The 15,545-nt window shown below is 35.8% G+C and carries 8 protein-coding genes; 1 reads left to right on the plus strand and 7 read right to left on the minus strand.

What is annotated here, in order from left to right:
* Nucleotides 1-4 precede the first annotated feature (4 nt).
* The 7 genes from ACM46_RS09290 to ACM46_RS09320 form a co-directional block, all read right to left on the minus strand.
* A complete protein-coding gene (locus ACM46_RS09290) occupies nucleotides 5-337 on the minus strand; it encodes a hypothetical protein (protein WP_048506377.1) in 333 nt (110 codons plus the stop codon).
* 243 nt (nucleotides 338-580) lie between these two features.
* Nucleotides 581-1,408: an SOS response-associated peptidase gene (locus tag ACM46_RS09295; protein ID WP_083429475.1), complete on the minus strand. Its 828-nt coding sequence runs from the start codon at nucleotides 1,406-1,408 to the stop codon at nucleotides 581-583.
* A gap of 4 nt (nucleotides 1,409-1,412) precedes the next feature.
* The gene (locus tag ACM46_RS09300; RefSeq protein WP_048506379.1) at nucleotides 1,413-1,655 is read right to left on the minus strand and encodes a hypothetical protein; all 243 of its coding nucleotides are present in this window, start codon (nucleotides 1,653-1,655) and stop codon (nucleotides 1,413-1,415) included.
* Nucleotides 1,656-1,767: 112 nt separating this feature from the next.
* Nucleotides 1,768-2,448: a hypothetical protein gene (locus ACM46_RS09305; RefSeq protein ID WP_131707566.1), complete on the minus strand. Its 681-nt coding sequence runs from the start codon at nucleotides 2,446-2,448 to the stop codon at nucleotides 1,768-1,770.
* 1 nt (nucleotide 2,449) lies between these two features.
* Nucleotides 2,450-12,523, minus strand: a complete 10,074-nt coding sequence (locus ACM46_RS09310) for a SpvB/TcaC N-terminal domain-containing protein (protein WP_164466666.1) — start codon at nucleotides 12,521-12,523, stop codon at nucleotides 2,450-2,452.
* Between the two features lie 139 nt (nucleotides 12,524-12,662).
* On the minus strand, nucleotides 12,663-14,039 hold the full coding sequence (locus ACM46_RS09315) for a T9SS type A sorting domain-containing protein (RefSeq protein WP_048506382.1): 1,377 nt from the start codon (nucleotides 14,037-14,039) through the stop codon (nucleotides 12,663-12,665).
* A 356-nt stretch (nucleotides 14,040-14,395) separates the two neighbouring features.
* Nucleotides 14,396-14,653, minus strand: coding sequence for a hypothetical protein (locus ACM46_RS09320; protein WP_048506383.1), 258 nt, complete (start codon nucleotides 14,651-14,653; stop codon nucleotides 14,396-14,398).
* Between the two features lie 116 nt (nucleotides 14,654-14,769).
* On the opposite strand from ACM46_RS09320, the gene ACM46_RS09325 reads away from it, so the two are divergent.
* Entirely contained in the window at nucleotides 14,770-15,477 is a 708-nt protein-coding gene (locus tag ACM46_RS09325; RefSeq protein WP_048506384.1) for a hypothetical protein, read from the plus strand.
* Nucleotides 15,478-15,545 lie beyond the last annotated feature (68 nt).

Raw genomic sequence — 15,545 nt, forward strand, 5'->3', positions numbered from 1 at the left:
AAAATTAAATCTTTCCAATTTTTGATTTCTTTCTTCGGTTGTTTTTTAGATTTTCATTAGATAAAAAACTACCAACAATTTGCCATTGGTCATTGTCTTTATCATATCTCATGCGCCATACTTTCTCAGGAACTTTGAGTCCTTTGGCATCTAAGTATTCACCTATTCTTAAAACAACTTCAAGAGCATTTACCTCTTCTATTACGGCATATGCTTTTTCACCACCTTGAAATTCAGCTATTGCTGGAATTGACCTTTGCCCAGGCTCAGGAATAAACATAAATTTAGCAGAACATCCGATATGGGCCTTGTTATGCTGAAAAATTATTCCATTCATATTTTTTATAGAATTCAGAAATTAATAAAGAAATGACATATTAGGTTGATCCTATCACAAGGCAATAACAACCCTATACATGCAAAGTTTAAAACATGGAATACATCTATTTGTTTTTGATGGTGCATAAGAAGTCATTAGTATGACAATTCCCATCATCTAACCAATTTATTGACCAACTTTAAATATTTAAAACGGCAACTTCTATGTAATGGGATTTTTTTAGCCGATCATTTTTAACTGTTAGACTTCATAAGAAAGATCAGGGATCTCATCGTAAACGAAAGCCTTTGAAGGAGTACCGGTTGTTTTAAATTCTTTTTCAACCGTATAAGCGACCATTTCAGTAGGATTTATCTGATAGGTTGCCAGCTCAGTAATTCTTTTTTCATCCAGATCTTCCATCATCCATTCCCAGGCAAGGTCATCAGGCAACATTGTTGGCATACGTTTTTTTGAATTATGAATTTGTCTCATTAAGCTATTTGCTTCTGTTGTTACCAGGGCTACGCAGTCAATTGTTTCTCCGGTTTCCTTATCAATCCAGTTTTGCCATATCGCTGCAATAAAAAAATACTCTTTGTCCTTTAAACCAATATGGTAAGGATATTTATCTGCTGTTTTTAAAGGCTGGTTTGTCTTTTTGTTCAGACGATAAATGTGTCGCCATTCGTAGAATTCACTAGACAGGATAAGGCATCTTCGATCAAGTGCAGCTTTGCGAAACATTTTTTCCTTGCCCGAATTTTCATCGATCAGCAGAAGCTCTTCTCCTTTAGCGTTAAGTGTTGTATAGGGTTGATGCCACTTACCCAGGGAGTCTTTGTATCCAAAACGCATCTTTTGAACCGCATCGCGATTTTTAATATAAGAAGGGATGAAACCCCATTCCATTTGCACAATTTCAAAATTACATTTGTCTTCGGAAGGACGCAGAACCGCTATCTTTCCATAATTAAAACCCTCGTGCAGATCCTGATTTAAAAAATCATAATTCACAACCGCTTTTTCCAAGTCCATTAAACGAATGAACTCAGCTCTTGAAACACGTTGTCCGTTATAATAACACATATCATTATTTTTTTAAATGTTTTAGGATTTCATTACCAAATAATTCAGCTTCTTTCTGTCTTCCCTGCGGAACACTTGTCCAGTTATTACCAGAAAAAGTGGAAATACGTGTAATTACAAGAGGTAATCTATCATCGGAAAAGATCAGTCGATATATTTGCTGATCATTTACCGTATGTTCAGATACAGCAATTTTTACACCTTCTGATATGATTTCAATTATTTTATTCTCAAAAAGATTGCCCATTCAATTATTTGTCAATGATTTACCACAATTAAAGTTAATCATTTTTAATTTTTAAATGGCAAAAAAGAAACCACCTTTCGGTGGTTTCAAAAACATTCACATCAACATAAAATCAGGAGAATTTAAGGTCTACTTTAAAATCTCCGCCCTTTATTATATCGTAACCAATGACATGATTTTCTTTGAAGGCATCAATTATTCTTTCGCTAAAAAACGGTCCTGCTGCCTGGACACTTATAATATCCTGACTTTCCAGTGCTTTAGATAAAAACAGATTTTTAACTTTGAATCTATTGTTCTTTTCTGTGAGATATTTTTCATAAGTATCAAAAACAGCAAATCTATCCTGTAATGTACTATAGAAAACACTCTTGGAATAATCAATTGTCTCAGAATTTTTAAGCATAGGAATAAAGAGAAAATAAAATGGCTCTGAAGATCCATCGATACTCAAATCTTCCAAATGGTATTCGGATTTTTTTATATTTAAGTTCTCTAATATTTCCTTTACTTTTCCACTAATAATAAATGGAATTCCCAGGCACATTGGCATGACTTGCATAATATCAATGGGAGATTTCTTTCTCTGATACATTTTGCCTGTTATATTTTTGGGAAAATCCTTATATGGTTCAGTCTGTTCAAAATAATTGTCAACATAGACCAATTTATCTTTTCGGAATGCCAAAAATTGTTTATTGGTAATTTCAACTGAAAGTGCCAATTCACTTTTGCCAATGATTTTACTGTCTATGGTCGGTTCAATTTGATAATAATTTTTCTGTTTATGCATGTTATTTCTTTTTGTTTTTAAAATAATCATTCAATGACTGCCCTGATTCTTTAAACTCTTTATAGGCTTTATTAAGTTCAATATTAGCTTCTTTTATTACTCCTTCAAGTCCTTCTTTCGTAAGATCGCCCTCAGCTAATAAATCGTCAATCTTATTTTTCACCCAATTTGTATAAGCTGGGTGATTTCCATGAAATCTATTTGGTAATTTCTTTAAATTTATACCTGAATTCTTTAATATGAAATCTCCGATTTCTGGCATTAATTTATATAGTTGCTGAGGAATAATGTGGTGTTTTTGTATCTGCGTTATAATTTTTCCACCATATTTAACACCTTTAGCACCATCACCTATATAGGGGGCAACCGATATGCCACTGATTGCAGCATTTTTCCAGTCACCTTCAAAGACGTACCAAATACCATTTGCCGTATCTGAAACAGGAGTAGGATCAACAACACCAGCTGCATCGAGGACAACATGCCCAACTTCAGCCGTTGCCGCTCCTTTAGCAGCCTGTATAGTTCCTGTTCTAAACTCCTGAAATCTTTCCTCGCCTGAGCGAACCCTAGGACCATCTTTACTACCTTCAACGGCTTTCCAAGGATTGATCCCATTCCACATCTTTTTGAGACCATCAATAACAGTATCAACCTGTTTTCCATTTGGATCAGTGTATCGTACAGGATTTTGATAGGTATAAATATATGGGTTTAAATTACCTATGAAATAGAATCCTGAATTATGTTGACCATTCCCATAAAATTGGTGCTCCATAACCGGATTATGGATAGCTAGTGGATCTACGCCATACCAGATGCTCAGTCTTGGATTATAGTATCTTGCACCATAATAATATAGGCCACTTTCACTATCCAGTTCTTTTGCATTGAACTTGTATGGATTTTCATAGACTCCAGGAACCTGCTGTTCAATGAACGTTTCACCAAAAGGTAAATTTAGGAAAAATTGTGTTGCTACGGCATTTGCATCTGTGACAAAATTTGCTGTCGATAAATGATCACTGTGTAAATAATATAGTCCTGCCTGTGAACTGTTTTTAGCAAATTCAGTTTCCAGTTTTGTAATATCTACACCCATTTTTTCTGAGTAAGCTTTAAATTCAGTTTCAACGTCAGGCACACTGTCCTTATCATCGTTGACATTTTGGTTTACTGCTACTCTGTTAAAAAGACCTGGATTGTCTGCCAATCGGCTTGCGATCCTTTGTGTTCCGGCATAATAATGTTTTGTATAAGTATTATCTGAGCTTACCACAACATAGGAGTTCGGATAGACTTTGTATCCATACAGCTGCATTGTGCCATCAACGAGTGACCCATTCTGATATAATTTAGGACCTTCCTGTAAATTATACTTAATAGTTCTGTCGCCTTTATTGTCATAGGAATAATACTGGAATATACCATCAGCCTTTTTAAAGTAGGCTTTCATATTGTCCTCTTCATCCCACGCCATCGAGACAGTGCCATTTGGTGAATTTAGATCTATTGGATTACCGTTCAGGTCATATTTGAAACTTTCTACAAACCCATTGTTCAAATCGGTAACAGAAGTGACCATATGGGTTCCTTTGACGTACTTGTAACTATTATTGTAAGTATTTAAAGGATTTGTTATACCGCTTACCACATGGGTCTGGTTTTTTCCTTTAAAGCCATTTCCAGTAGTGTAAGTTAGGGTTGTCTCATAACTTGCTCCAACATTAGAAGGGTTATTAGGATCTTCTTTTATATCTTTTAGCATTGCCCCTACCGCATGTGTAAGCCTGTTCAAGCTATCATATCCATATAGAAGCTGGTAACTTCCCCCTAATTGGTTAGGTGTTAAAATACTGCTATTGATATTAGAAACTACATTCCCCGCAAAGTCATATTTATAGCTATTAGCAAGATAGGTTGTGTAATTATCCTTAGTAAGCGTATGAGAAGCAAGATATCTGGTTTTTGGTTCGTAAGTAAACAGTGAATAGGTATCATTTCCATTTAGGATCTTGGTTCGCTGCTCATATTCATCATATTGAATATCTTTTACGTAATCCCCATTCTGCTGGCTTTTTATGGATTTTAAATTTCCGCCTAAATCATACTTGTACTTTACGATTTCTCCATCAGGATAGGTTATTGTTTTAATACGGTTCCAGCTATCATACTCATAGTTAGTAATAAAATTCATTGTCGGAATGTTGTATCCAGTAATTTTTCTATTTTCAGATACTATTTCACCCAATGTTCCGTAAGTATATTTAGTCTGCCCCGTACCGTCAATTTTTGAAGCTAACCTTCCAGTTGCTGTTCCAGCGATACCATAGGTATATCTGACATTATTAGGATTAGTGGCTCCATTAGGAAGATTAGGGTAAGTTATTTCCATCAACCTATTTTTATTGTATTTATAGGAGATCGCACTGGATTGGCCAAGATTTGGAGATAACCTTGTCGTCATTTTACCTGCCTTGTCATATGTGAACCTTGTCGTTCCATGATCAGGATGCTTTTCTGAAGTTCTTCTTCCACCTAAATCATAATCGTATTTAAACTCAATATTTTCAGGATCTTTTAACGAGAGAAGCTGTCCAACAATATCATACGTGTACTGGGAAACTAAAATTGAAGTTCCCAGATAGTTTTTAGCAATTACTGTTCTTCCTTCCGCATTTGATAATGTTTCAGATTTCATTGTACTGCCCGGATTCTGTAATTGACTTACAGTTTTTTTCATGGAAGTACCTTCAATACTATATGAGGTATCTGTCACATTTCCATCTTCATCAATTTCAATAATTGGCCTATCAAGATTGTCATATTGAATAGAACTGGAATAAGGAGAAAGGGTTAATTTGAGTTTTTTGTTCAGAACAGCATCTTTTGCCTCCATTGTAGGATGATACTGTCTAATTGGTCTACCTAAAACATCATATGATGTCATTCCAGAAACCGACATTTTCTCAGCATTTGCAATAAAAATGTCCTTCTTCACCTGTACAGTTTTTCCCGTAAAATCCGCTAATGAAATAGTTTCAATTGGATTTGTTGGATTGTCAGGATCATAGTTCTGCGTAGTTGCGCCGTATAGGTTTATCTGCGTACCTGTGGTTGAATAAGGTGTCAGAAAATAGGAATATTTTACCGTATAAGGCGAAACACCTATTTCCTTTGGTGCTAGAATATTAGTTAACCTACCATAATTATCATATTCATAAGTTATTTTATTACCAGTAGCATCTATGGATTCCAATATGGTATCCCATCTTGAATCATAAGTTGCAGATGAAAATACGCCAAAACTATCAGTTACTTTTGTCACATATTTTCCTGTTGGATCATACTCGTAAGTAAGGAGATAGTCAACGGGGTCTTTCACCGTTTTTACATTTCCAAAGGAATCATATGTAAGTTCTGTATCTGCGGTTTGACTTGAAGTAAGACTCACCTTAATTTTTGTCAGATCGCCATAATTCGTATCAACCTCTGAACTTCGTTGGCGAATTAAAATATTCGAACTATTAAAGACCTTAATTTCCGAAGGTATATTCAATATATTTTTCGCAGTTAAGGATGGTATGTCATGATATCCAATCGAGGAATAAAAACTTCCGGCGGCGACGTTGCTGTTATAGCGATATCCGATTATCTGACCTTTGACATTGTAGGTCATAGTGGAGCTCGTGGTTATAGACCCCCCATTTTCAAATGTCGTGTTGGAAGTTCCGGAAGGTAATACAATCGCGATTCTATTTCCCTGCGTTCCACCAGTATCATAAGTTTCAAATTGAGAAGAAGGAATTTCTTCAAGTTGAGTATAACTACTGTTGTATTTATATAATTTGTAATTATTTTCCGAAGTTGCTTTTAATGTAGTTCCTCCGCTGTATATCTCACTTTTTTTAGGGATTCCATTATTGTAATAATTGGAATTATAAAAAGTCTCCACACCTCTACGGTAGACATTCGTACCGTTCATATCCTCAGTGATCACTTTTTCAAATCCGTAGCTTGTTCGCTCCCTTCTGTCGTATTTAGGATTCTGATAGTCAAATCTTGTTACGATATTTTTATCGGTTGATGTTGTATATCCGTCAGAATCAACATTTGGATTGAGAATCTTTACTTCCTTCATGACCAACTTCGAATGAGGATCATTGTAGGATGGATCTGTATAAGCATAGTCGATGGTAAATGTACCATTGGTAGACTTTTCTGTAACTTTGGATAACTTATTTGTTCTTCCAATTCTCGAATAATTTACCTGTAAGCCGCTACCATTGTTGATTACCAAGTCTGGGAATCCATCACCGTTTACGTCTCTTAATCCTTTTTCAATTTCAGACATTGAAACGCCAATATTCGCGCTCATATCTGCCCCCGCACGGAAATAGAGAATGGTAATTCCAAATAGCCAAACAATTGGAACATTGATATAGAATCCACCATTTAAGGTAAGTGCCCCATTATATGTTCGACTGTCCTTCCCGAAATTAACTATACCCCCTTGTTTTGAAAGACCCTGCGCCGGAGCGAACTTATTACCCATGTTGTAGGATACAGAAGTATTTCCATCATTATCCATTGAAATTAGATCAATCATTCCATCTCCATTAATATCCTGGAACATAAGTTTTGAACTTCCGGTAGATGAAGATCCAGTTAAATTACCTGAGATACCCCAACCAGAACTGAAAGTAGCGGTTTGAGAAATCATTCCTGAAAGACCGCCTCCTATGCTAACAGAAGTTGAGCCAACAGGCTTGGATTCATAGGTTTTTAAATTTGGATAGTCTTCAAAAGGATTATTAACAAGTCCGTTGCCATAGTTGAGTTTATATCTGACCTGGCCATCGTTTAATTCAACTCTATCTACCAAACCATCCCCATTAATGTCGATCCAATATTTTACACCTCTGTCATAGGAATCAGGATAATCAGAGACTCCAACACCTCCTGACCATGCTGCTGAGGTATCAGGTTTAGAATCGGAATTAGAATTTGAGGTATTTCTACCGACAGTTTTCACCGCAGAAACATTGAATGCAATTGTATTTGTTTTCTGAAAACTATCGTTATTTGAAATAACCGAGTCAGGGTTATTTTCTAGATTTCTCCCCTGTGCACTTCTAAGACCTCCCAATGCATTTGTTAATTGGGATTCTGTTCTATATAACATATCAGGATAACCATCACCGTTTACATCAAAGAAATCCTGCGTATTGATGTTTCCATATCCTCTTAGCTCAGAAGTTGAATGTGAAATAACAGGAATGCCGATCCCCCAATTAGTAGTTTTGGCCTTGCTTTTTTGTTTCTTCTCTATTGCGTACATGGCGGTGTTGGGATTTCCCTGCACTTCGATATCCTGCTCATCTGGATCATCGTCTACAAAAAACGGAGCCATAGATTCTTCATCCCTGAAAGACCTTGCCTTTGAGAACTGTTCAGTAAAACCATTATTTATCCATTTCTCCACGATTCCATTATCACCTTTTGTGTAATAGGTATTCATTGGAACAATTGGATTAAAGCCTGCAAGAATGTTTGTGTTTGCTATATTCTGGAAATCTGCCTGAATAATATCACCGACACACTCTCCGTACTGGTCCTGATTAGTTATTCCAGAGCAAGAAGAAAAGTTATAATTGAACATCCCGAATGGCGAATCAAGGAATTCATTATTGATCAATGCTCCATAAGAATCTTTTGGTGTATCTGTGTTGATTGTATAGTCTGGTGTTGTTACGCCCGATGGAGCTGTAGGTATATCACGCGGACCTCCAGGTGGCGTAAGGGAATTATTCGTTTTTTTGACATCTTTACTCTCATTGTAAATAAATTGTCCCCAGTTGCGATAAACCGCACTAATTGTATTGAACTCAGCAGTAAATATTGCTGTCTCCACCGTAAAAGACCAAAGATTCGTATTCGTTCCAGCATAGATATTGAATATCTGATTCTGCAATTGCGATTTTAAAGATTCATAGGCTGCACGATCTTTTTGGGTAGCGCAATAAACAACAATATTAATCCTATCATCGAGCTGAACGGATTGGTAAGGATCACCAGTATAAAACTTAATCGGATTGAGAAAACCATTCAAAGAGGTTTCAGTAATACCTGAATTGGTCAATTTAACCCATCTTTTTTCCAATACAAGTCCGCCTTTTTTTATAACATACATGAAGTTACCTTCCAAAGATGGAGTAAAAGCAAAATTCTTGTTTATAGAAATAAAGTAATCGTTTGTTCCATGTGGTGGGTTGGCTCCCAAATCTGCAACATGAAATTTCTTTTTAAAATCCCTTACATAATAAGATGGATAGTCGGGTACATCAAGGATATTAACATAACCATCTGTCGTTACCGAAATATTCTTCCACTCAATTTCTTTGTTCATGTAAGAATCTGATATGACTGAGAATTTTAAATGGTATCCACCTGGTATTGGTGGTGGTACAAAAAAGTCCATATCCACTGGATCAATGTTTACGGTTCCGAGTGATTGTGAATATGTTTTTTCATAAATTACGGTAACGTCCCAAGGATTTACTACCTCTGCCTTGGATAAGGTTATTTTGAAGGTAACATTATCGTTTAATTTTGGTACTGAAAACCCTGGAATGGTAAGATGCTTGGTTCCAAAATAGTCGTACTTCAATGTCTTTGTCAGGTTGTTAAGAACAAAGTTTTCCTCATATTTTAGATTATTTGGCATGAAGTCATCTATTTCTTCTTCAGGAGAATCAACTATCGGCGAACCGTTAGCGTTTACAAATTCTACCGAAGGTGTGGTGTTTACTTCATAGTTTATACCGGTCTTCTTATGCAGACGGAAATAGATTTTGTCACCTGACTCTACATGAATTCGCGAAGAATTATTGATTCCTAAAGGAGTTCCTGGATATTCATCATATTTTGTGATTTTGAGGTCTATATTTGGGTTTCCTCCTGCTAAAGTGGTCAAATAAACCCTACCATTTTTTGAAGTATCGTTAGGATTCTTAACTTCAATCGAGTAGACGGCCCGTGCTTTGGTTTCCTGGATGTCAGTAATTGAAATATGATCATAAATAGTCACATAGCCAGCTTTTGGAGCGATCCAGACTTTTACGACATCATTTTTTGCTTTAACAGGCTCTTCACCTTCGTCGTCGTCAAGATCTTCGGGTTCTGTGTACGGGACGGGGACATTACCCTTCATGACCATGTTTTCTGTCATGTCACTGGTTGTTACCATTTCTGGCTGCCCATTGGCGTTTATTTTATTGAACCATACTTTATCGTCTTTAACCACATCGGGCAGACCGTCTGAATTAGCATCTAAAAGATAAACTGGAGTTTTAGACTCGCTTTCAGACCAGCTCTTCGTGAAATCGAAGCCCATTTTCCACCAATTGAACAAAACGGTGGCTCCGGCATTAAATGTACTACCTGTGGTTTTCGTGAAATTGCTATTTAAATTCAGTACGTTTAATTCCGGTTTGTTGAAAACCAGATTACCATTTTCCCACGATCCGGGGATAAGCTTGATCCCATTATCTCCATTTCTCTTCCTATAAAGGATATCTACAATCCCGTCACCATTAAAATCAAGTAATTCCTGTCCTCTTTTAATATCGGGATATGATTCACCAACAAATCCGGAAACCATAAAATTTTTATCGCCTGATCTATGTGGAATAAAAAGTCCTAGCCCTGCTCCTGTCCTTAATGCCCATCCCCATTCAAAATTATTATCCGCACTGATTCTTGAAGGGGTCAGTGCAGAATTAACTGCGCCTGAGAATGCATCCGGTGCCGGAGCATTTACAAATTTATCAGGGCCAAATATGGCATTGCCGGTGTCATCATGATAATCCAGCTGATAATTGACACCAGGGCCAGAAATCGATTTTAAAAGTGATTTATAGAATTTTCCTGTGGTATAGGTAAAACTATAATTTCTGACAGCCTGTGCGGTATTCGTGACAGATATATTGTCCAGTCTTTCAATTTCAACCCTTTTTACACCATCTTTTGTGTTTATAGAATAATCCGGCCTTGTGGGTTCTTTACAGGAAAAATGAATCTGATATGGTCCATCATTATCATTTACCCCTGAATACACAATTTTATCAATATGGAACTGTCTTCCTTTTTCAAGATTTATATTATCTCCCGAAATCGGTACCATTCCCTGTGTAAATAGCTTATTGAGATAATAATATTTTATATTATTGTTATGAACGTCAAGTTCTTTTACAATTCCCCATTGGACTATTGATCCATTGTCCTTTTGAACAACGGCATTATTGTCAACGGTAGATTCGGTTCCACCATAATACTTTTTAGTTCCATCAGTGGTGGTTACTACCCATGTATAACTTGTCGGTGAGGAACCATATCTTTCAATCTTTGTGAAGTTGTTATTTTTTCTCAGATAGAAGTTCTTTTTTCCGGAACTTCTAGGCTGTCTTGTTATATCCATACTTCCCTGAGCATTAAGATGCCTGTGAGGAAGGTAGTCGCCTTCATAGATTAACATTTCACCATCCAAGAGGTAAATCTCAGATTCATAGCTTGGATCAAATGTTGGAGTACCCCAACGTGTATCCAATGTGATACCTGAAATTCCAGTAATATCCCAACCTTCACCCATCCAGCCATTTCCTTTGCTACTGTTATAGGTAATGTTCAATTGCGGCTGCATTCCATTGGTTCCTGCCGGAATTTGAATTGGATAGGAAATGGCAGCATCACCTTTCTGATTTGCTGTTGGCGGTGCCATCAGCTGTACGCCTGAAGTCGGATCAGCAGATTTCAATCCACTGATAGAAGTTGGCGCAAAAGAATTGATTGTTGGTGATTCGGGTACGGAGATTATACCATTTATATAATCATTATCCTGTCCCGCATTGAAAACGACAAGTTTTAACTTTTCGTCAACAACGGCTGATGGTTCAATTTTCCATTGTTTATTACTATAATCAAAGTAAAAAATTCGAATATCTTTAGGAGAAGTTTGCCCTAATTTCCTTTCATCATAAGGCATTGAAACTTTAAGCTTTTTACTTAAGCTTCCAGATTCAAGGGATATTCTATATGCCGAATTATTGGGCGTAACATTTTTAATTCCCTGAGTTGTTGAAGGAAAATCCTTATCACGTAGTTTCTGCAGTTTTATCAGTGCAGATTCCGAGGTTCCTTTCTCAACATTGACATTTAAGTGCTCATAACTTAAATCATAAGTTTGCCCATTTAAAATTTCCAGTGTTTTAGGAGTGTAATTATCCCTGCCGACTATCTTGAAAGATTTTACAGCTTCCGGAATTTTAAGTGTCCTGATTTGATTTCCATGATGAACGGTATATGTTCCATTTCGATTGTCCTGTTCTGAGAGATCAATTAGTTTCTCAAATTCCTTTCCGTTATTCTCAACAGTCTCATTATTGATTTTTAAACTTTGTGATTTCTTGGAATATCCTCGGACATAAAGTTTATTTGAAGAAAGTATGCTGCTGATTTTTAGATCATCAGATAAATCAGGATCAGAAGAAAACACTATCCTTAAATTCTTGATCTTATATTTAATGCCAGCGGATGGTGGGGTAAATAATATAGTATTATTGCCACTTTTTAAAAGATCAATATTGAATTCCTCTTTCTGGTGGCTCCAATCCGCATTAGGTCGAATAACTTCTCCGCCTATAGCAATATCATGATTGATAGATCTTGATACAGATTTATAATCATCAAGGCCAAAAAGATCATACTCCAAAAATGCAGTTTTTGATCTGTCAATTTTCCCTTCTATCTGAATGTTAAAGAAATTATCAGAAATATTATCTGTCTCTTTTTCAGAGAAAGTTCCGATAGTTCCCTGATTTTCGTCAGCATCAAAAGCATCAATAACTGAATTTCGGTCGATGTTTTCATCAGTTACTTTATTGCTTTCAAAAATTTCTGTTGATGGCTTTTCCCAATTTTGATTTAGTGGTTGGGAAAGCGAATGTTCTGCTTTTTCCTCTGGCGGATCTTTTGCATCCGTAGAAGATGGTTTGTTACCAAGATTTAATTTAGTCATTAAATCCTGTTTAAGCATGCGTACCTTTTGCCTATCATCTTTATCAAAACTTGCGAATACAAGCATACAGGTAAAGAAAAGCACAAAGAGACACGACTTCTTACTAGGAAGTTTGTGTAAATCGATTCTCATGGTGTTATTATTCTACGATTAATTTGAAAGTTTTAATGATTTTCCCATTCTGCGTGAGATTAATCAGGTATGAACTCTGGGTTGGTAACTGGTTCACATAATGATTGGAGTTCCTGTCAACTTTATCCAACGCGACCAATCTACCTGCGCCGTCATATATAGAAACCGTTAAATTTTCCATTGGCGGAAAACGTAAAGTAAAATTCTGTCCTTTCTTAACTGGATTCGGGTATAGGACAATTTTTTCAAGATCAAGGGAAAGGTTATTAGGATCAAGAGCTTTATTGATAACTGTTTCGTCCTTTTCCTTGATATCTTTGGTAGGACTTATAGCAAATGTAAAAAGTGCGGAATCACCTGTTTCATCATCTTTAATAAAGTCCACTTTGTTGAAAAAAATATAATTGTCCGTTTCTATCCCTTGAATCTTTCTTGTGTCCCCAGCAGTATTGGTTATTAAAAGCCAATATATTGTGGGTAAAGATCTGGGATTTAAGATTGATTTTTCGATTCTTAGGGAATAACCGGATTTTTGGACCTTAGAGCCTAAAAGATTTATTTGCCAATTGCGGTTCAATTTCGAAAAATTTCCCTCCTGAGATAAGTTGAGGTCTTTATCGTCATCGGACCAAAGGATAAATTCATTGTTGTTTAATAGCGACGAGTTTTCCGCATTGGTTCGTTTGATTTCATTTAACCCTATGGTCAGGATTCGATCTTCAATATTGGTTGACTGTTTTTGGTAAAGCTCATTTCCATCATCCCTGCCCATTCCAGTTAACCTGGTCTTAAAGTTTCTGTGTTTGTCGGGGTCCCAAATAACAGTTCCTTCACTATTATAATATTTTGAATTGTCTAATGAGATTCCATATTTTATCGAAAGATAAGAGTGGATATTATTCAATTCTTTTTGTGTGGCCCTTCTTGGATAAAAAATCATTTCATGAAGGTTCTGGTCGGATAATTTAATATTAAGGCTATCAGTTTTACCTTTTGCCCGATCAGGACTGCTCATATAACTAAAAATACTTGGCCGCTTTTTTAATTCTATATCATTCTTTTCCCCTTTCTGGTAACGGTTATTTGAAAGTGCGACATTTTTTTCGGGATTATCCCATATCAATTCATTCGCTTTGGCAGTATGAACAAGACTGAGTGTGTGACTTTTATTCTTACTATACCTGATAAATTTTTTGACGACTTTATCTTTTATTCCACAATGGAAGTTCAAAAGATTTTCGTCCTTACATTTGAGAGCGTCTCTTGAATGAGGATCTATTTTTTCCCAAATTTGAGTTTCCCCGGAAATTAATTGGGAAAATGCTAATTGGGAACCTAAAAGAAACGCACAGAGCATGACTCTTGAAAAATCAATTCTTTTCATAGGCTATAAAATGTTTTTTGGTTAGTGCTAGGAAACCTATGAAAATAAAGATCCATGCATCTTATTATTATAAGATACGTTTAGAAATAATCAACATCTGGTTTCTTAGCGGTATTCTGGCAATATTATAAAAAAAATCGATACACGGTATGGGGGAAAACCCCATATTTTTAATGGGTGTTTTCACGGTATCAAGTTGAGATATAGACTTTTAAATTTTAATAGGAATGAAATGTATTAAAAAAGCTTATGATTTAGGGAGTTGATGCTTAAAAAAGAATGAGCGTCCAACATAGTAAATTTTCAACATCTATACAGGTCTTACTTTTACGTGTTTCCGTAAGGAATTATCGATTTTATAGCCGATAGCGTAATGAAATTGCCCTCCATATATCTTTTGCAAGTTCCTGATCCGCATCTGAGTTTTCAAAATACCAAGTTTTGTCTCTCTTAAGAAGTTTTTGAATCACTCCATCCAGTAGAAGGTCTACTTCAATGATATCCTTAGTAATTCCTCGTTTTAAAAGTCGAATCTGAAAATCTCTATTCTTATAGGTGATCCTAAAAATCTGTCCTGAATTAGCGTCAAATTTTGAATTAATTGTATCTTCCATAGTTATGAAACTTGAAATTAAAAAAATGAAAGTTAAAAATCCAATTTATCGTACTATTTTTTTCTAATTTCAAATAGAAATTTTAGTATATTCCTGATATTAAAAAGCCTTTATTAATGCCTTATAAATATTCAGATGAACAGCGAATAGAATGGTTAAGAAGCCTAAATCCAAAATTTGATGATCAAAATTGGCACGATGACGTCGTAGTCCATTTCAGCCATATCAAAAACTTTGATTTTTTTATATCTGCCGGAACGTTTAGGGAAAAAATAGATCCCAGTAAAATTTGTGGGATTGATTACTCCTATGGCTACAATTGTGTAATGTATAAACCAAAAGACTGGCGATATTATTGGCTACAGTTTTTTACTGATTTGCGCAGGTTGGATCGTGTTATTGACAATTTTCCAACCAAAGAAACGGTGATTGAACATATTCATAATGCAAAAGAAGCGAAAACTGTCGTTCAGTACGGCAACCATTACTTTACAATAGGCGGACAACATCGATTATGCCTTGCAAAATTTTTAGAAGTTCCCGAAATTGAGGTAGACGTAATAAAATATGTTTTTGACCGAGTCCATTTCGCTCACGAGATGCGTTTTCAAAGAACTATTCCTGCTCTGCAGGAATTAGGATTTCTATCACTTGATTATCATTCTGATCTCCATTACGATTTTTTTATCATCGAATTTGCTGGCGAGTATGTCTCCGTAAAAAAAAGATATGCACATTATATTGAAAAGATATACGACCTTAAAAAAGATGCCATTGAAAGGATTTCTAAATTATGTAAAAGCTATGGACGCAAATTATTATGACAAGAAGAGGATTGATGAAGATGTCAAGCTTTATATCTTGGATGCCTACTTGTTAAAGCACCTTAAAA

The sequence above is a fragment of the Chryseobacterium angstadtii genome (assembly GCF_001045465.1).
GTDB lineage: Bacteria > Bacteroidota > Bacteroidia > Flavobacteriales > Weeksellaceae > Chryseobacterium > Chryseobacterium angstadtii.